Annotated in this window: 15 protein-coding genes; 12 read left to right on the top strand and 3 right to left on the bottom strand. The window is 70.3% G+C overall.

Going from position 1 to position 18,302, the window contains the following annotated elements:
- The first annotated feature begins 99 nt into the window (after positions 1–99).
- From ACH4XV_RS12045 to ACH4XV_RS12005, 9 genes are all read left to right on the top strand, one after another.
- Entirely contained in the window at positions 100–3,327 is a 3,228-nt protein-coding gene (locus ACH4XV_RS12045; protein WP_395788880.1) for a M14 family zinc carboxypeptidase, read from the top strand.
- Between the two features lie 144 nt (positions 3,328–3,471).
- Positions 3,472–4,011, top strand: a complete 540-nt coding sequence (locus ACH4XV_RS12040) for a hypothetical protein (RefSeq protein WP_395788879.1) — start codon at positions 3,472–3,474, stop codon at positions 4,009–4,011.
- A gap of 196 nt (positions 4,012–4,207) precedes the next feature.
- Entirely contained in the window at positions 4,208–5,212 is a 1,005-nt protein-coding gene (gap, locus tag ACH4XV_RS12035) for a type I glyceraldehyde-3-phosphate dehydrogenase (RefSeq protein WP_126641300.1), read from the top strand.
- Positions 5,213–5,347: 135 nt separating this feature from the next.
- Entirely contained in the window at positions 5,348–6,535 is a 1,188-nt protein-coding gene (locus ACH4XV_RS12030; RefSeq protein ID WP_395788877.1) for a phosphoglycerate kinase, read from the top strand.
- A 44-nt stretch (positions 6,536–6,579) separates the two neighbouring features.
- A complete protein-coding gene (gene tpiA, locus ACH4XV_RS12025; RefSeq protein ID WP_380011463.1) occupies positions 6,580–7,335 on the top strand; it encodes a triose-phosphate isomerase in 756 nt (251 codons plus the stop codon).
- Between the two features lie 250 nt (positions 7,336–7,585).
- A complete protein-coding gene (locus ACH4XV_RS12020; protein ID WP_395788875.1) occupies positions 7,586–9,259 on the top strand; it encodes a hypothetical protein in 1,674 nt (557 codons plus the stop codon).
- Entirely contained in the window at positions 9,256–9,600 is a 345-nt protein-coding gene (locus ACH4XV_RS12015) for a hypothetical protein (protein WP_395788873.1), read from the top strand. Before ACH4XV_RS12020 ends, ACH4XV_RS12015 begins: the two co-directional genes overlap by 4 nt.
- A gap of 126 nt (positions 9,601–9,726) precedes the next feature.
- Entirely contained in the window at positions 9,727–9,963 is a 237-nt protein-coding gene (gene secG, locus ACH4XV_RS12010) for a preprotein translocase subunit SecG (RefSeq protein WP_126641305.1), read from the top strand.
- A 198-nt stretch (positions 9,964–10,161) separates the two neighbouring features.
- Positions 10,162–10,497, top strand: coding sequence for an RNA polymerase-binding protein RbpA (locus ACH4XV_RS12005; RefSeq protein ID WP_040877318.1), 336 nt, complete (start codon positions 10,162–10,164; stop codon positions 10,495–10,497).
- A 178-nt stretch (positions 10,498–10,675) separates the two neighbouring features.
- Here ACH4XV_RS12005 and ACH4XV_RS12000 read toward each other — a convergent pair whose 3' ends face one another.
- Complete coding sequence (locus ACH4XV_RS12000; protein WP_395788871.1) at positions 10,676–12,040, bottom strand: hypothetical protein; 1,365 nt, start codon at positions 12,038–12,040, stop codon at positions 10,676–10,678.
- A 275-nt stretch (positions 12,041–12,315) separates the two neighbouring features.
- Between ACH4XV_RS12000 and ACH4XV_RS11995 the strand changes: the two genes are divergently transcribed.
- Positions 12,316–12,927, top strand: coding sequence for a hypothetical protein (locus tag ACH4XV_RS11995; protein ID WP_395788869.1), 612 nt, complete (start codon positions 12,316–12,318; stop codon positions 12,925–12,927).
- 97 nt (positions 12,928–13,024) lie between these two features.
- On the opposite strand, the gene ACH4XV_RS11990 is transcribed toward ACH4XV_RS11995, so the two are convergent.
- Positions 13,025–13,384: a hypothetical protein gene (locus tag ACH4XV_RS11990; protein ID WP_395788867.1), complete on the bottom strand. Its 360-nt coding sequence runs from the start codon at positions 13,382–13,384 to the stop codon at positions 13,025–13,027.
- A gap of 112 nt (positions 13,385–13,496) precedes the next feature.
- Positions 13,497–14,441 carry a heme o synthase gene (locus tag ACH4XV_RS11985; RefSeq protein WP_395788865.1) on the bottom strand — a complete coding sequence of 315 codons (945 nt, stop codon included), beginning with the start codon at positions 14,439–14,441 and terminating at the stop codon, positions 13,497–13,499.
- Positions 14,442–14,891: 450 nt separating this feature from the next.
- Here ACH4XV_RS11985 and tkt point away from each other — a divergent pair, with 450 nt between their 5' ends.
- Both tkt and tal read left to right on the top strand, forming a co-directional pair.
- Complete coding sequence (gene tkt, locus ACH4XV_RS11980) at positions 14,892–16,982, top strand: transketolase (RefSeq protein ID WP_395788863.1); 2,091 nt, start codon at positions 14,892–14,894, stop codon at positions 16,980–16,982.
- Positions 16,983–17,108: 126 nt separating this feature from the next.
- Positions 17,109–18,221 carry a transaldolase gene (tal, locus tag ACH4XV_RS11975; protein WP_395788861.1) on the top strand — a complete coding sequence of 371 codons (1,113 nt, stop codon included), beginning with the start codon at positions 17,109–17,111 and terminating at the stop codon, positions 18,219–18,221.
- Positions 18,222–18,302 lie beyond the last annotated feature (81 nt).

The raw sequence follows: 18,302 nt of genomic DNA, 5'->3' as shown, positions 1-18,302 counted from the left end.
AGCATGCGCAACACCCGGGCGCAGGAGTCACGTTCCATCCCTCGGGTGGTGATTCCGCGCCTTACCCGTATGCACGCCTAACCCACGACTGGGGGGTCGATGAGGCGTCATCGTTCCACGGGCACCACCAGACGAGTTCGGCTGGCCACGACGGGGATCGCGGCGCTTTCGCTGGCGCTGGGTCTGTTGACCGCAGCGCCGGCGAGCACCGCGGCACCCGCCGCCGGCCCCGGCTCCTATCCCGAAGTGACCAGCGCACCACCGGAAGCGAAGCTTCCTCCGGCGGGCGACAACGGTCCGCAGTCCTACACGATCAAGGCCGACGCCGCACAGGTGAAGCAGATCTTCGACCTGGGCGTGGACCGACACGAGACGAAGGCCACCAAGGGCGCCGACGGCAAGGCCGAGCTGGAGGTGGTCCTGAGCGATGCCCAGGCCGCCAAGCTGCGTGCCGCCGGTCTCTCGGTGGAGGCGAAGTCCCAGGCGCAGAACCGCACGGCGGCTCCGGCCGCGGCGGGCGTCTTCCGCAAGTACAGCGGTGCGGGCGGCCTCGGCGCCGAACTGGTGCAACTCGCCAAGGACCACCCGGACATCGCCAAGACCGTCAGCATCGGCAAGACCGTGCTCGGGCAGGACATCCTCGCGGTCAAGGTGACCAAGAACGTCCGCACCAGCCCCGACGGGTCCAAGCCCGCCGTGTTGTACATGTCCAACCAGCACGCGCGCGAGTGGATCACGCCGGAGATGACCCGCCGGCTCCTGCACCACTTCGTGGACGGCTACGGCACCGACGCCGAGGCGACCCGACTGGTCGAGGACAACGAGCTGTGGTTCGTGATCTCGGCCAACCCCGACGGCTACGACTGGACCTTCCAAACCGGTCAGCGGTTGTGGCGCAAGAACCTGCGCGACAACAACGGCGACGGGGTGATCACCGCCGGCGACGGTGTCGACCTCAACCGCAACTTCGACTACAAGTGGGGCTACGACAACGAGGGCTCCTCGCCCGACCCGCTGAACGAGACCTACCGCGGCCCCGCCCCGTCCTCCGAGCCGGAGACCCGGGCGCTGGAGGCCTTCGCCGGGCACATCAAGGCCAAGTTCGTGGTCAACTACCACTCCGCCGCGCAGCTGATCCTGTACGGGGTCGGCTCGCAGGTGGCCACGCCCAGCCCCGACGACGAGATCATGATCGCGCTCGCGGGCGACGACGCGCACCCGGCCGTCGCGGACTACGACCCGGACCTGTCGGCCGAGTTGTACGTGACCAACGGCGACACCGACGGGCAGATGAACGAGGCGTACAAGACGTTGTCGTTCACCCCGGAGATGTCCACGTGTGCCACGGCCGCCGGCTATCTGCCGGACGACCCGTACACGGTGGACAACTGCGGCGGCATCTTCAGCTTCCCGAACGACGAGACGCTGATCCAGATGGAGTACGCGAAGAACCAGGCGTTCGCGCTGTCGGTGGCCAAGTCGGCCAAGGACCCGGACGACCCGGTCTCCTCGGTCGGGCGCAAGGCCCCCGACCTGATCGCCGACCGGTTCGAGCACTCCTACGCCGAGGACCACGACGACCAGACCGTCGCGGTGATCGCCAAGCGCGCGCTGACCAACCGCAAGCTCAACTACCGCGTCAACGGCGGCCCGGCCAAGACCGCGGGCGTCAAGGAGTGGAAGGGCGGCAAGCGGTACGGCGAGCAGGGTTCGGCCTACTACGCCGAATACCGGGGCGACATCAAGAACGTGCGTACCGGTGACCGGGTCGAGGTGTGGTTCACCGGCGATAAGGCCGGCACCGGCAAGGTGGAGAGCGATCGCTTCACCTTCACGGTGGAGAGCGGCATCGCCGAGAAGACCGAGACGCTGGTCCTGGCCAACGAGGACTACAAGGGCGTCAACCCGACCTACCCGCCGAACACCGTCGGTCCCAAGTACGCGCAGCAGTACGTGGACGCGCTGGCGGCCAACGGCATCAAGGCGGCCGTCTACGACGTCGACAAGCTCGGCGCACCGCACCACCTCGGTGTGCTCTCGCACTTCAAGGGGGTGTTCTGGTACCTCGGCGACAACCGACTGACCACGGACGCGGCCCACGAGAACACCGACGTCCAGGGCGAGATCTACAAGGATGCCCAGGTCACCCCGCTGGTGCAGGATCTGACCGTCAACGTGCGCGACTACCTCAACGAGGGCGGCAAGCTCGCCTACCTCGGCGAGACCGCGGGCTACTACGGTCCCCTGCGCAGCGCCGCGGGCGGTGGCATCTACTACGGCTTGAACGGGCACCCCGACCAGCCGTGCAAGGTCACCTCCGACCCGACCAGTGACTGTCTGATCGTCTCCGACGACTTCAGCCAGTACTGGTTGGGCGCCTTCGACCGGTCGGCGACCAACGGCGCCACCGGCGTGGTGGGTTCGGCCGCGCCGTTCGAGGGGATCGACAAGGCGCTCCCGGGCACCGCGTCCAACCCGCTGAACGAGGCGGGCGGGTTCCTGCCCACCAGCGCGATCCTGACGCCGGACAAGTTCCCGATGTTCGACAGCCGTTCGGTGGCGACCTACTCGGGCAACACGTCCGGGCCGTACTCGCCGGCCGAGGGCAAGTGGTACATCAACGGTCTGCACACGGACAACGCGTACAAGCGCCTCGTCCGCACGATCGACCTCACCTCCGTCACCGCGGCGGACGCGGCGAAGCTGACCGCGCAGTTCTCGTACAGCACCGAGGCCAACTGGGACCACGCGATCGTGGAGGCGCACACGGTCGGCGCCGACGACTGGACGACGCTGCCCGACCTGAACGGGAACAGCACTACCAAACCACCCGCCTCGTGTGAGGATGGCAGCTTCGCGGGCACCCACCCGCAGCTGCGGCACTACCTGACGGTGACCACTCCCAAGTGCCTGAGCAACGGCACCACCGGATCGTGGAACTCCTTCACCGGCAACTCGCAGGGCTGGAAGCCGGTCGCGTTCGACCTGTCCGCGTACGCGGGCAAGAAGATCGAGGTCTCGATCTCGTACGTCAGCGACGCGAACACCGGCGGGACCGGCCTGTTCGTGGACGACACCAAGGTCGTCAAGACGTCGGGCGTGGTCGACGCCGAGGGCTTCGAGACCGGACTGGGCCCGTGGGCCCTGGCCGGCCCGCCGCCCGGCGACCCGGCGCTGGTCGGATTCACCCGCAGCCAGGCCGTGTTCGGCTCGTCGGTGATCGCCACCGACGACACCGTGCTCGTCGGCTTCGGCCTGGAGCAGCTGGCCACGGCGGAGGACCGCAAGGTCTTCGTCGACCGCATCCTGCGGGAGCTGTACAAGTAGGCGCGAGCACGGGTGATCGACCCACCGGTGAAAACCGGTGGCCGTGACACCGGCCCCCGGCGGAGACTTCTCCGCCGGGGGCCATTAACGTCTCTGCGCACATGCGGGTTCCCGCATGTGCACTTCTTTCGGGGGGATTTCTTCGTGAGCAACAATGCGCCGGGGTCGTGGGGGCCGCAGCAGCAGGGTCCCGGCCAGTGGGGACCGCAGCCGGGCCCGCCCGGACCGTTCGGCTCGGGCCCGTACGGCGGCCCGCCGCCGCAGCAGCCGCCGCCGCGTACCGGCAACGCGGGTCTGGCCGTGCTGGCCGGGGTGGGAGCGATGCTGGTCGCCGCCGGGGTGTACGGCGTAATCGTCAAGTCGATGGAGATCCAGAGCACCTGGTTCGGCGTGGGCGTCGCGGCGCTCATCGCGTTCGCGGTGGGCCGGGTCGGCGGGGCCAACCCGGTGCTGCCGGTGGTCGCCACGGTGCTGGCGCTGCTCGGGGTCGTCCTGGGGCAGCTCACCGCGCTCACCCTGTCCGGTGCCGACGAACTGAACATCTCGGTGTTCGACGTGCTCACCGATTACGGCAGCGAGCTGATGCGGGGCTGGAAGGACGGACTGGAGTTCTTCGACTTCCTCGTCTTCGTGTTCGCCGGGGTCGCGGCCTTCGGCATCACGAAGTCGGTCGGGGAGAAGTAACCCGCCCGAGATCGCACACTGATCTGCTTTGCGACGATCCGTCCCGCTCTGGGCCCCTTGCGCAGCAAGCCTGCGTGGAGGTGCCCGGGGCGTCACGGTAGGGTCGGACATGGCCGGGGATATCGCAGATTCCACTGACCATCTCCTCGGCCATTCACCATCAGGGCATTCGGCGTTCGACAGAGGAGATCGGTTCGTGACGATCCGGGTAGGCATCAACGGATTCGGCCGTATCGGCCGCAACTTCTTCCGCGCGGCGCTGGCCTCGGGCGCGGACTTCGAGATCGTCGGGGTCAACGACCTCACGAACATCGCGACCCTGGCCCACCTGCTGAAGTACGACAGCATCCTCGGCCGCATCGGCCAGGAGGTCACCCACACCGACGACGCGATCACCGTCGGCGACAAGACCTTCAAGGTCATCGCCGAGCGTGACCCGGCCGCACTGCCCTGGGGCGAGCTGGGCGCCGACATCGTGATCGAGTCCACCGGCATCTTCACGGACGCCGAGAAGGCCAAGAAGCACATCGAGGCCGGCGCGAAGAAGGTCATCATCTCGGCTCCGGCCAAGAATGAGGACGTCACGATCGTGATGGGCGTCAACCACGAGAAGTACGACGCCGCCGCGCACACGATCATCTCCAACGCCTCCTGCACGACCAACTGCGTCGCGCCGATGGCCAAGGTGCTCCTGGAGAACTTCGGCCTGGTCAAGGGCATGATGACCACGGTCCACGCGTACACGAACGACCAGGTCATCCTGGACTTCCCGCACTCGGACCTGCGTCGCGCCCGCGCCGCCGCCACCAACATCATCCCGACCTCCACCGGTGCCGCCAAGGCCACCGCGCTGGTCATCCCCGAGCTCAAGGGCAAGCTGGACGGCATCGCCATGCGCGTCCCGGTCCCCACCGGCTCGGTCACCGACCTGGTCGTCGAGCTCGAGCGCGAGGTCACCCGCGACGAGGTCAACGCCGCCTTCCAGAAGGCCGCCGAGGGCTCGCTCAAGGGCTACCTCACCTACACCGAGGACCCGATCGTCTCCTCCGACATCGTGACCGACCCGTCCTCGTGCACCTTCGACTCGGGCCTGACCATGGCCCAGGGCAAGCAGGTCAAGGTCGTCGGCTGGTACGACAACGAGTGGGGCTACAGCAACCGCCTGGTCGACCTGGTCGGCTACATCGGTGGTCAGCTCTGACGGACCGGCACACGTGCCGATAGTCGACGCTTGACGATGCGGGCCCGGGTGACACGTCGTCACCCGGGCCCGTTTCTTCGACAGCCGGGCACGACCATCCCCACCGTTTCTTCGACATCCGAGGACGAGTCGAACTTGAAGACCATCGACGACATCGACGTATCCGGTAAGCGCGTCCTGGTGCGCGCCGACCTCAACGTCCCGCTCGACGGCGGACGCATCACCGACGACGGCCGGATCCGGGCGAGCGTGCCGACCATCGAGGCGCTGCGTGCTCGCGGCGCCAAGGTGATCGTGTGCTCGCACCTGGGCCGGCCCAAGGGCGCCCCCGAGCCCGAGTACTCGCTCGCCCCCGTGGCCGCGCGGCTCGGCGAACTCCTGGGCGCCGACGTGGCGTTCGCGACCGACACGGTCGGCGACAGCGCCCGGGCGAGCGTCGGCAAGCTCGCCGACGGCGAGGTCGCGCTCCTGGAGAACCTGCGCTTCAACCCGGGCGAGACGGCCAAGGACGACGCCGAGCGCGGGGCGTTCGCGGACCGGCTCGCCGACCTCGCCGAGGTGTACGTGGGCGACGGTTTCGGCGCGGTGCACCGCAAGCACGCTTCGGTGTACGACGTGCCGGCTCGGCTGCCGCACGCGGTCGGCGGCCTGATCGCCACCGAACTGGACGTGCTCAAGCGGCTCACCGACGACGTGCAGCGCCCGTACGCGGTGATCCTGGGCGGCTCGAAGGTCTCCGACAAGCTCGGCGTGATCGACAGCCTGCTGGAGCGGGCCGACCGCATCCTGGTCGGCGGCGGCATGGTGTTCACCTTCCTGGCCGCGCAGGGCCACGAGGTGGGCAAGTCGCTCCTGGAGCGGGACCAGATCGACCGGGTCCGCGAGTATCTGGCCCGGGCCGAGGCCAAGGGCGTGGAGTTCGTGTTGCCCGTAGACGTGATCGCGGCCACCGCGTTCGCCGCCGACGCGGACCACGCGGTGGTCTCCGTCGAGGCGATCCCGGCGGACCGGCTCGGCCTGGACATCGGCCCGGCGTCCGGCGAGCTGTTCGCCGACAAGCTGGCCGACGCGCAGACGGTCTTCTGGAACGGCCCGATGGGCGTGTTCGAGATGGAGCCGTACAGCCACGGCACCCGCGCGGTGGCCCAGGGGCTGATCGACTCCGACGCGTTCACCGTGGTCGGCGGCGGCGACTCGGCCGCGGCCGTGCGCACCCTCGGCTTCGACGAGAACGCCTTCGGCCACATCTCCACCGGTGGCGGCGCGAGTCTGGAATACCTCGAAGGCAAGTCCCTGCCCGGCCTCGAAGCCCTGGAGGGCTGAATCCGATGTCCGCCGTGAAGAACACCTCCGGTCGTATCCCGCTGATGGCGGGCAACTGGAAGATGAACCTCAACCACATCGAGGCCATCTCCCTGGTGCAAAAGCTCGCGTTCACCCTGAACGACAAGGACTTCGACCGGGTCGAGGTCGCGGTCCTGCCGCCGTTCACCGACCTGCGCTCGGTGCAGACCATGGTCGAGGCGGACAAGCTCCGCTTCACCTTCGGCGCCCAGGACATCTCGCAGCACGCGGGCGGCGCGTACACCGGCGAGATCGCCGGGTCGATGCTGGCCAAGCTCAACTGCACCTACGCGCTGGTCGGCCACTCCGAGCGGCGCCAGTACCACCACGAGGACGACGCGCTGGTCAACGCCAAGGCGCACGCCGCCTACGCGAGCGGCCTGGTGCCGATCGTGTGCGTCGGCGAGGGCCTGGACGTGCGCAAGGCCGGCGAGCACGTCGCGTACACGCTCGCCCAGGTCGAGGGCGCGCTCAAGGGCATCACCCCCGAGCAGGCCGAGTCCGTGGTGATCGCCTACGAGCCGGTCTGGGCGATCGGCACGGGCGAGGTGGCCACCCCGGAGAACGCGCAGGAGGTGTGCGCGGCGATTCGGGGCAAGCTCGCCGAGCTGTACTCCGCCGACCTGGCGGACCGGGTGCGGGTGCTGTACGGCGGTTCGATGAAGCCGAACAACGTGGCCGGCCTGATGGCGCAGGCCGACGTGGACGGCGGCCTGGTCGGCGGCGCCTGCCTCCTCGCGGAGGACTTCGCGCGGATCGTGCGCTACCAGGAGCAGTAGGACCAAGGGTGGTCGGTCGGGCCCGGGGCGCACGTCGTCCCGGGCCCGACGCGTGTCCGAGATTGTGCGCCGATCGGTCATCGGGGCCGGAACCACTCGTTCCTCATAAACCCGACGCGAGTATTTCCAACCCGCTTGCTCCACCCATAACCGGTACCTGACCATAAGTCATCGCCAAGTGGCCGGTAGTCGCCCCTCTGCGGCGACTGTGGCCGGCTGCCCCCAGGGGGTGCGGGTGTCCTTTCCAGACATGTCCAGAACCGGGGATACCGGAGCCACACGGTATCTGTGTACGGGTGCGGAGATCGACGAGCGGTTCGCCGCGCGGGTGATCGAGGAACTGTGGGAGAACGCGCACCGGGACCGCGCGCCGTCCTACGGATACAACGAACAGGCGGTCCTGGAGCACGCGTTGGCCGCCCGCAGGCGGCGGATCCTGCGTGATGTGATCGCGTTTTTGGTGCCGGTGATGATGGCCCTGATCGGGTTCGGCGTCGCGGCCGGGCTGACCTGGCTGGCGCTGGTGGTCTTCTTCGGTCTGGTGACGGTGCGCAGCGGCGTCGTCGGCGGGGGCGGTGTGCGCGACCTCCGGAGCCGGGCGGCGGCGCAGGTGTCGTGGATGGCGGCGCTGCTGTTCGGGCTGATGCTGTACCTGGTGGCGGGCGGGACCGGGGAGCCGCCGGACTTCACGATGATCGCGCTGACCGTGCTGCCCGCCTACGCCGTGGTGGTGTTCGTGGTGTGGATCGAGCGTATGCAGCAGCGCGCCACGGTGGTCTCGGACCTGGGCCCCGGGCGCACCTGGGTGCCGACGCCGCCGCCGGCCGGCCCGGCGCCGATCGGCGGGGTCGGGACGTTGCAGGGGGCGCTGACCGAGGTGTTGCCGCCGCGCCCGACACACGCCCCGGTCGACGTCGCCGGGCCGCCGGGTTCGGTGGTGCCGCCGCCGATTCCCTCCGCCGTGCGCTACAGCGGCTACGTGCCGTTCGTCGGCGCGGGCGAGTTGGTGGAGAGCTGGACCTTCCCGGTCGAACTGCGCGGGGCCGAGCCCTCCGTACTGGACGCACCGCGACCGCGTACCGCCGACAAGAACGGATACACCCCGTTCACCGTCGACGAGCTGACCGGTGCGATCTGCACCGCGTTCGAGGAGTTGTCCCGGTCCGAGGAGGGCCGGCACCGGTTGACCGGGCTGAGTGTGCAGATGCACGAGTTCAGCAGCGGTATCACCGGCGGCGCGGTGCCGCCGCCGGCCGAGGCGACCCGACGCTACCTGTGTGTGCGGGTGGGCACGTGGTCGCAGGAGGTGGTCGTCTCGGTACTGATCCGCTTCACCCTTGACGGCCGCCTGTTGTACACCGAGCTGCACGAGTTGGTGCTGCCGCCGATCCGGCCCGACTTCCACGTCGCCGACGAGTGGCTGCACGCCGCCGACGCGGCCACCCTGTGGGGGGCGTTCGGCCACGCGCTCGTGGAGGCGCCGGGGCTGATGGCCTCGGCGGCGGGGCGGCTGATGCGGGTGTGGACCTCGTGGTGGCGCCGGGCCGGCAACCTGCGCGCGGCGCACGAGCGCACCGCCCGCAACCTGCCGGTGGACCGGGGCGCGCGGGCCTCGGTGCGCGAGTTGGGCGCGTCGGCGAATTACGCCACGTTCTTCCAGAACTCGGACGCGGAGAAATACCTCAAGCTGATCGAGCGCAAGTTCACCGTATTCGTGCTGGACTTCCTCCAGCGCAGGAACGTGGATGTCACCGAGTATCGGCAGCGCAACGAGCTGGTCCTCAACAACGGGATCATCCAGCACGTCTCGGGTGATCTCAACAACAGCGGCGCGATCGTCGCGGGCCGCGGCAACCAGGCGTCCGTGCGCGGTTCCGGCGGGGTCGGCACCGGCGCACGATCGACAGCGGGAGGTACCTCGTGAACGCCGCCGAACCGAACGTGACCGGACCGGAGCCCGACGACGGGGACGCGGACGAGCCGCGCAACGACGGGATCAGCCTGTCGGGCGGCCCGGTGACCAACACCGGCGCGATCGTGGCGGGCGGTGACAACCGGGTCACGGTGCGCCGCACGGGCGCGGTGCGCGGCACCCGGGACGCCGGGCGGGGGCACCCGCTGACCAGCACGGGTGCGCTGGTCAGCGGCACTGGCCACGAGGTGGAGCTGGAGGACACCGGCGACGTCGGGCCGGCCGACGCCGCGGCGGCAGACGTCGGGGAGGGGCGGTCGCCGGTGGAGCGGAGCGGGCTCGACCAGCCGTAATACTATGATCCGCCGGATTAGCCGAAGGGCCGCACGGCTCCCACTTGCGGGGCGCGGCAGCGTACTCTGTCCGGTGGCCGGGAATCTCCGGCCTCCGCGTTCCGCCAGAAGGAGTTGGGCCCGGCCGTGATCACCGGTTTCTCGATCGCCCTGATCGTCTTCAGCCTGCTCATGGTGCTGTTGGTGCTGCTGCACAAGGGCAAGGGCGGCGGCCTGTCGGACCTGTTCGGCGGCGGCATGTCCTCCTCGCTCGGCGGTTCCTCCGTCGTGGAGAAGAACCTCGACCGCATGACCATCATCGTCGGCGTGTGCTGGATCACGACGATCGTCGTACTCGGTCTGCTCCTGAAGAACTCGTACTGACGACTCGTATCGACAAACGCGTACCGACAGGGCCGGTTCGGCCGCTGTTTCCACCCGCGCGGTGGCCTTTCTGACGGACTGTCGGAAACGGTCGGAAAAGGGCCACCGCTCGGTTCAACCTTGCGCGAGGCGCACGTACACTGGACGCCAAGCCGCGCAACGGGGGCGCGACCTCAAGGACCAAGGGGAGTTTTTACCGTGGCAAGTGGCAACGCCATCCGTGGGAGTCGGGTCGGCGCCGGCCCGATGGGGGAGGCTGAGCGCGGCGAAGCAGCCCCACGTCTCCGTATTTCTTTCTGGTGCGCGAACAAGCACGAGACCCAGCCGAGCTTCGCGACCGACGCTCAGGTCCCCGAGACGTGGGACTGCCCCCGCTGCGGTCTGCCCGCCGGGCAGGACCAGCACAACCCGCCGGACGCCCCGCGTACCGAGCCCTACAAGACGCACCTCGCCTACGTGCGCGAGCGGCGCAGCGACGCGGACGGCGAGGCGATCCTCGCCGAGGCGCTGGCCAAGCTGCGCGGCGAACTCTGAGTCCGGTTCCGGGCTCGACGAGCGTGTACCCGTACGGTCGGCCCTGGCGCGTGTCTTCAGACCCGCGCTAGGCCCCCGTCGGGGGAGCCGCCGGGAGTGACGACCCACCTTCGGGTGCCGTCGTGACTTCCGGCGGCTTTTTTGCGCGTCGTTCCCCGGGCGCCGCCCGGGCCTGGGGTCAGTCGCGGGCGGGCAGTGCCTCCTGGGGGACCGGGCGGTGTACGCGGCGGCGGTCGGCCTGGTGCGGGAGCGGGCGGCGCCCGCCGTGTTCGATCCAGGCCGGCAACTCCTCGCCGGTGGCCGCGAGCCAGCGGTTGCGCACCGCGTCGGGGTCGGCGTGGTGGGCCCGCACGAGGGTGTCGCCGGCCAGGTCGGAGACGCGGTCCAGGTTCAGCGCGGTGCCCACACCCAGGGCCGCGGCGAGCGGCGGCACCGCGTCGGCGGCCCGGCCGGCGGCGACCAGGACGATGCCGTACAGCGCGTAGGTGACCGGGACTTCGGGGCGGCGGGCCAGCACGGGGTCGGCCCGCACCCGTCTCGCCCGCAGCCGGACCGCCTCCTCCAGCGCGTCCACCGCCTCGTCGTGCGCGCCGGCGGCGCTGTGCAGCAGGCCCAGACTCTGTAGCGAGGCGGCGAGTTCGTCCTCGCGGCGCCCGGCGGGGGCGTGCTCCGCGCTTGCGTAGCCGCGGCGCACCTCGACCGCCTCGGTGGCCAGTGCGATCGCCTCGGGGCCGCGGCCGAGGCGGGCGAGCAGGGTGGCGTGTCGGAGCAGTACGGCGGCCTGCCGGGCCTCGGGCGGGCCGACCCCGAGCAGTCGTTCGGCCTCGGTGAACGCGGCCAGCGCGGGTTCGCTCGCGCCGCCGGCGGCGAGTCGGCCGGCGAGTTCGTCCAGGGACAGGGCGAGTTCGACCCGGTGCCGCTCGGGCGTGCGGGCGGCGAGGGTGCGGAAGAGCTGTACCGACTCGTGCAGCGCGCCGAGCGCGGCCGACTCGTCGCCGTGGTCGCCGAGTCGGGCCCCCAACTCGCGCAGGGTCAACGCGAGCAGCGGGCGGTGCGCTCGGTGGTCGAACGCGGCCAGTCTGCGGGCGTGTTCGGCGGCGCTCGAGGCCACCTTCACCGCGTCCTCGGTGCGCGCGTCGGCGGCCAGTACGGCGGCGAAGGCGCGCAGTCCGCCGACCAGGGCGGGCCCGTGCCGGCGGTGGTCCCTCGCGGCGAGCGCGCCCAGCATCCGCACCGCGGCGCGGGCGGGCGCGGCGGCGTCGGCGTGCCGACCGGCGCGGGTCAACTGCCGTGCCTTCTCGGTCAACATCTCGGCCCGGGTCGCCTCGGCGTCGTCGGCCTCGGCCGGAGTGCCCGCGCCGTCCGGCGGATTCGATTCCGGTTCGGCCGGATCATGCCCCTCGGTCCGCCCGGGTTCGGCGAAGGACGGCGCTGCGGGCGGGGTTTCGGGCGTGGCGAGGCCCGGACACGGCGATTGCAGCTCGCGCCGGTGCCGGTATTCCTCCAGGTGACGCTCATGGCGTCGCAGCCATCCGAACCGCACGGGTCCCACCTCGCCTCTGGTCCCGAAGACCTCCGCGTGACGCTATCGCGAGCGGACCGCCGACGGGGCCGAACGGGTACGGATCCGGCCACGAACACCTGACCGAGACGACGGCGGGATGTCCGCAGCGTGCCGTTTTGCCCGGCCCGGTTCACTCCTTGGGCTCGGCTTTGCCAACTCGGGGGCGGATCCCGGGTGCTCGCGTCCCAAGATCGCTAATGTGTTCGAGTTCCATCGAAGTACGGGCGCGCCGCGCCCGACGCACAGGGGGTTCGATGCATCCGATCACACGCAGGACCTTGGGCGGGATCACGGCCGTGACGATCGGCGCGCTCGCGCTGGTCGCCTGCGACGCGGACGACAAGAAGAAGGGCACAACCGAGGCGGCCGACAGCACGCCCTCGACGGCACCGGTGGTCGCGCCGCCGCCCACCGGCAACCCCGGCGGCTCCGGCGCGCCGGGCACCCAGGCGCCGAAGTCGACCAAGCCGTCGGCGAGTCGGTCCTCGGCGGGCGACCCGGGCGACGACTGCGGCCCGGCGCCGACCACCAAGCCCGGACACCGGATCGTCTACCCGATCAAGGCACCCAGCAAGGACTCGTTGTACTACCGCAACACCAAGTTCGTGTGCGACCCCAACGACGGCCACTACGAGCCGGTCGGCGCCGAGCAGACACCGCTGCGCTTCGCGCCGCAGGCCACGGGCACGCTGTCCGGTCCGGCCCCGTGGAAGGCGGAGTACCTCGGCCAGGTGTGGGACCACATCGACAAGTGCCTCACCCACCAGACCGACCCCGGACACGCGTGCTCGTCGTTCGGGGCCTACGAGGTCACCCTGAACGCCGCAGGCGAGATCAGCGACATCAGGGAGATCTTCCACTCCTGACCCGTCGGCAGTGCCGGACTCTCCCGCCGAGGGAGAGTCCGGCACCACCCCCGGTGCGGGAGGGGGTTCAGCGCCCAGGGCGGGCTCGGCTCGCCCGTCAGCCCTGCGCGCCGCCCAGTTGCAGGCCCGCCATCCGGGACCACTCGAACTCGGTCGTGCGCACCTTCGCCGCGAGTTCGTTCGGGAACTCCTCGTGCAGCGTCACGCCCGCCTTCACGATCGCCGCGCGGGCGATGTCGCGGTTGCGCACGACCTGGTCGCCCCAGGCCCCGTCGGTGCCGACGAGCACGATCCGGGTCGCGTCGCGGCCGACGTACTCGACGACCGCGTCGCCCCCGCCGCCGTGCGCGGCGGTGAAGCGCTCGATGTGTTTGGCGATCCTGCGCACCTGTCGCTCGACCCGCGCATCCGGGGAACCCGGTTCCGGCGTGGCCGTCGTGGTCTCGGTGTCCGTCATGGCGCCCACATTACCGACGGGGCGTCACCGGATCCGGCGCAATCGCGCGTGGTGCGGATCACGTCGCGCCGCACCGGCGGCGGCACGGCACGGGAGCCGCGCCGGAACCGGCTCAGAACAGCAGCGGGTCGACCGCGACCGCGACGAACAGCAGCGTCAGGTAGGTGATCGACCAGTGGAACAGCCGCATCTCCTTGAGCCCCGCGCCGGTCACCTCGGCCTTGGCCCGACGCTGCAGCCCGTGCGCCTCCCACAACCAGGCCGCCCCCAGCACCGCCGCGGCGATCGGGTACAGCGGCCCGGTGTCCGCGGCCGGCCACAGCAGCATCGACACCCCGACCATGACCCAGCTGTAGAGCACGATCTGGTTCGCGACGACCTTGTTGCCCGCGACCACCGGCAACATCGGCACACCGGCATTGGTGTAGTCGTCGGTGAACTTCATCGACAGCGGCCAATAATGCGGCGGGGTCCAGAAGAAGACCACCGCGAACAACACCACCGGCGCCCAGTCCAGCGAATTCGTGACCGCGGTCCAGCCGATCAACACCTGCATACAACCCGCGATACCACCCCAGACGATGTTCTGCGGCGTGCGCCGCTTCAGCAACATCGTGTAGACGACGACGTAATAGAAGATCGCGAAGACGGAAAGCGCCGCCGACAGCGGATTGACCAGGAACCAGAACCACGCGGTGGAAATCACCCCGAGGGCGCTCGCGAACACGATCGACTCGCGCGGCGACACCATTCCGGTGACCAGCGGCCGCCGTTCGGTGCGGTGCATCAGCCGGTCGATGTCCCGGTCGATGTACATGTTGAAGGCGTTGGCGCTGCCCGCCGAGAGGTAACCGCCGAAGACGACCAGCAACACCAGACCCAGATCCGGCAGCCCGTGAGCCGCGAGGAACATCACCGGAATCGTGCTGATCAGCAGCAGTTCGATGATGCGCGGCTTGGTGAGGGCCACGAATGCGAGAACCCGGGCCATCGGCGGGCGGGCGCCTGCGGGCGCATTTCCCACCAGCCCGGCCGGTCGGGATTCGACGGCTGTCACGAACACCCCATCAGCAGCGTTTTCGGCCGGGCCCGGGTGCCGCCCGGAAGCCGGTTTGCTCGTCAATACGTGAGCGGAAGGCAAGCGGTGTCGAGACGTCGAGGCCCGGACCCACTAGCAGGAAACTGTAGTCCCTCACCAGGGGCACGAAGCCTCCGGGGCATGCCCGCCGCACTGCCGGGTAGCCGACCGGAAGGTCGCCGCGTGCGCCGTCCCGTGCCCACCACGCGTCGTGCCTCGTCCCGCGTGTCCCCGCGGTCGGTTCGATCACGTGGACATCGGGGTGAACCACACGGTCGACGTCACCACCCGGGTGGCCGTCCTCCGAGCGAGGGAACATGCCGCCCCCGGTAGGCTCGGCCACGTGCCTGAGGCGCCGGGGCGAAGGTCCCGAGCCGGCCGCAATCATTCGGCCTATCCCGGAAGACCCCGGAAGGAGCCCTGACAAGGGTGAGCACCAAGCCGACCCCCGACAACAGCTCTCTCGACTGGAGCGACCTCGACAAGCGAGCCGTCGACACCGCTCGTGTGCTCGCGATGGACGCCGTTCAGAAGGTCGGTAACGGCCACCCCGGAACGGCCATGAGCCTGGCCCCGGCGGCCTACCTCATCTGGCAGAAGTTCCTGCGCCACGACCCGACCGACCCGGACTGGACCGGTCGCGACCGCTTCGTGTTGTCCCCGGGCCACACCAGCCTGACCCTGTACACCCAGCTCTACCTGTCGGGCTACGGCCTGACCCTGGACGACCTGAAGTCGTTCCGCACCTGGGGCAGCCGTACCCCCGGCCACCCCGAGCACGGCCACACCGCCGGCGTCGAGACCACCACCGGGCCGCTCGGCCAAGGCGTGGGCAACGCGGTCGGCATGGCGATGGCGGCCCGCTACGAGCGCGGCCTGTTCGACCCGGACGCGGCTCCCGGCACCTCCCCGTTCGACCACACCATCTGGGTGATCGCCTCCGACGGCGACCTGGAAGAGGGCATCTCCGCCGAGGCCAGCTCGCTCGCCGGGCACCAGAAGCTGGGCAACCTCGTCGTGCTCTACGACGACAACCACATCTCGATCGAGGGCGACACCGAGACCGCGTTCAGCGAGGACGTCCTCGCCCGCTACGCGGCCTACGGCTGGCACACCATCCGGGTCGAGCCGCAGGCCGACGGCGACATCGACGTCGCGGCGCTGCACGCGGCCCTGGAGGCGGGCAAGGCGGAGACCGGCCGGCCGACCATGATCGCCATGCGGACGATCATCGCCTGGCCCGCGCCGAACGCGCAGAACACCGGCAAGGCGCACGGCTCGGCGCTCGGCGCCGACGAGGTCGCGGCCACCAAGCGGGTGCTCGGCTTCGACCCGGAGCAGACCTTCGAGGTCGCCGACGAGGTGCTCGCGCACGCGCACCAGGTGGTCGACCGCGGCCGTGCGGCGCACGACGCGTGGAAGAGCGCGTTCTCCAAGTGGGCCGAGACCAACCCCGAGCGCGCCGCCGAGCACGCCCGCATCTCCGCCCGTCGGCTGCCCGACGGCTGGGAGAAGGCGCTGCCGGAGTTCGAGGCCGGCAAGCCCGTCGCCACCCGCAAGGCGTCCGGCAAGGTGCTCGCCGCGCTCGGCCCGGTCATCCCCGAGCTGTGGGGCGGCTCGGCCGACCTGGCCGAGTCCAACAACACCACCATCGACGAGGGCAGTTCGTTCCTGCCCGAGGGCAACTCCCTCAAGGGCGCGAACCCCTACGGGCGCACCGTGCACTGGGGCATCCGCGAGCACGCCATGGGCTCGACCATGAACGGCATCGCGCTGCACGGCGGGACCCGCATCTACGGCGGCACCTTCCTGGTGTTCAGCGACTACATGCGCCCGGCCGTCCGGCTCGCCGCGCTGATGAAGCTGCCCACCACCTACGTCTGGACGCACGACTCGATCGGTCTCGGCGAGGACGGCCCCACCCACCAGCCGATCGAGCACATCGCCGCGCTGCGCGCGATCCCGGGCCTGGACGTGGTCCGCCCCGGTGACGCCAACGAGGTCTCGGTGGCCTGGCGCAAGATCCTGGAGACCACCGACCGCCCGGCCGGCATCCTGCTCACCCGCCAGGACGTACCCACCTGGGACCGCACCGAGTTCGGCTCGGCCGAGGGCACCGCGCGCGGTGGCTACGTGCTCGCCGAGGCGTCCAGCGGCACCCCGCAGGTGATCTTGATCGGTACCGGTTCCGAGGTGCAGATCGCGGTCGCCGCGCGCGAGGTGCTGGAGGCCGAGGGCGTGCCCACCCGGGTCGTCTCGCTGCCCTGCCTGGAATGGTTCAACGAGCAGGACCAGGCGTACCGGGAGCAGGTGCTGCCGCCGTCGGTCAAGGCGCGCGTGTCGGTCGAGGCCGGCATCGCCCAGGGCTGGCGCGAGCTGGTCGGCGACGCGGGTCGGATCGTCTCGCTGGAGCACTTCGGCGCGTCCGCGGACTACAAGAAGCTGTTCGCCGAGTTCGGGCTGACCCACGAGGCCGTCGTTTCGGCCGCTCGGGAATCCCTGGCGCACGCCGGTAGCTGAAGATCATGTGACCCGGTGGGCGGTGTCGGGTGGGAACACCCGCCCGACACCGCCCACGCCGGGCGTCGATCCGCCGCCCACGACGCGGCCGGATCCGGCCGCCCACTCGATAAGGAGCAAAGTGTCATGACGGAACCCCTGCGCCGCCTGTCCGCCGAGGGCGTGGCCGTGTGGCTCGACGACCTGAGCCGGGCGCGGCTGGAGTCCGGCAACCTCCAGGAACTGGTCCGCGACCGCGAGGTCGTGGGTGTCACCACGAACCCGGCGATCTTCCAGAAGGCGATCTCCGGCAACGACGTCTACGACCCGCAGTTGCGCGAGCTCGCCAAGCGTGGTGTGACGGTCGAAGAGGCCGTGCGCATGATCACCACGGCCGACGTGCGTCACGCGTGCGACGTGCTGCGACCGGTCTACGACGCCACCGACGGCCTCGACGGCCGGGTGTCCATCGAGGTGGACCCGCGCCTCGCGCACGACACCGAGACCACCAGCGCCGAGGCGCGCCAGCTGTGGTGGCTCGTGGACCGGCCGAACCTGTTCATCAAGATCCCCGCCACCAAGGCCGGGCTGCCCGCGATCTCGCAGGCGTTGGCCGAGGGCATCAGCGTCAACGTCACGCTGATCTTCTCGCTGGCCCGCTACCGCGAGGTGATGGAGGCCTACATCGAGGGCATCGAGCGCGCCCGCGCCGCCGGTCTCGACATCTCCAAGATCGAGTCGGTCGCGTCGTTCTTCGTCTCCCGCGTGGACACCGAGATCGACAAGCGGCTGGCCGCGCTCGGCACCGACGAGGCCAAGGCCGCGGCGGGCAAGGCCGCGGTGGCCAACGCGCGACTGGCCTACCAGGCGTACGAAGAGGTCTTCGGCACCGAGCGCTGGCAGGCCCTCGCCGCCGCCGGGGCCCGGCCGCAGCGCCCGCTGTGGGCCTCGACCGGCGTCAAGGACCCGGCGTACCGCGACACGATGTACGTGGACGACCTGGTCGTCAAGGGCGTGGTGAACACCATGCCCGAGGCCACCTTGAACGCGGTCGCCGACCACGGCTCCATCACCGGCGACACCGTGCACGGCACCTACGAGTCGGCGCAGGCCGACCTCGACACGATCGCCAAGCTCGGCATCTCCTACGACGAGGTCGTCGACCTGCTGGAGGAGGAGGGCGTCGAGAAGTTCGAGACCTCCTGGAACGAGCTGCTCGCCTCCGTACAGGGCGAGCTGGACCGGCTCGCCAAGGGCTGACGCCCACCTCGTCGAACGGCCGTTGCACCCGGTCGGCCTCCCTCGCCGACCGGCGCAGTACCCGCTCGTCCCGCCACCGCC

The organism is Embleya sp. NPDC020630 (genome assembly GCF_044334985.1).
Lineage (GTDB): Bacteria > Actinomycetota > Actinomycetes > Streptomycetales > Streptomycetaceae > Embleya.
This window is presented reverse-complemented; position numbering and strand designations above follow the sequence as displayed.

Excerpts from the sequence above, each read along its gene's own strand:
- ACH4XV_RS12020 (WP_395788875.1), top strand. The coding sequence starts at position 7,586 with ATGTCCAGAACCGGGGATACCGGAGCCACACGGTATCTGTGTACGGGT.
- ACH4XV_RS12045 (WP_395788880.1), top strand. The coding sequence starts at position 100 with ATGAGGCGTCATCGTTCCACGGGCACCACCAGACGAGTTCGGCTGGCC.
- tal (WP_395788861.1), top strand. The coding sequence starts at position 17,109 with ATGACGGAACCCCTGCGCCGCCTGTCCGCCGAGGGCGTGGCCGTGTGG.
- ACH4XV_RS11990 (WP_395788867.1), bottom strand. The coding sequence starts at position 13,384 with ATGACGGACACCGAGACCACGACGGCCACGCCGGAACCGGGTTCCCCG.
- ACH4XV_RS11995 (WP_395788869.1), top strand. The coding sequence starts at position 12,316 with ATGCATCCGATCACACGCAGGACCTTGGGCGGGATCACGGCCGTGACG.
- tpiA (WP_380011463.1), top strand. The coding sequence starts at position 6,580 with ATGGCGGGCAACTGGAAGATGAACCTCAACCACATCGAGGCCATCTCC.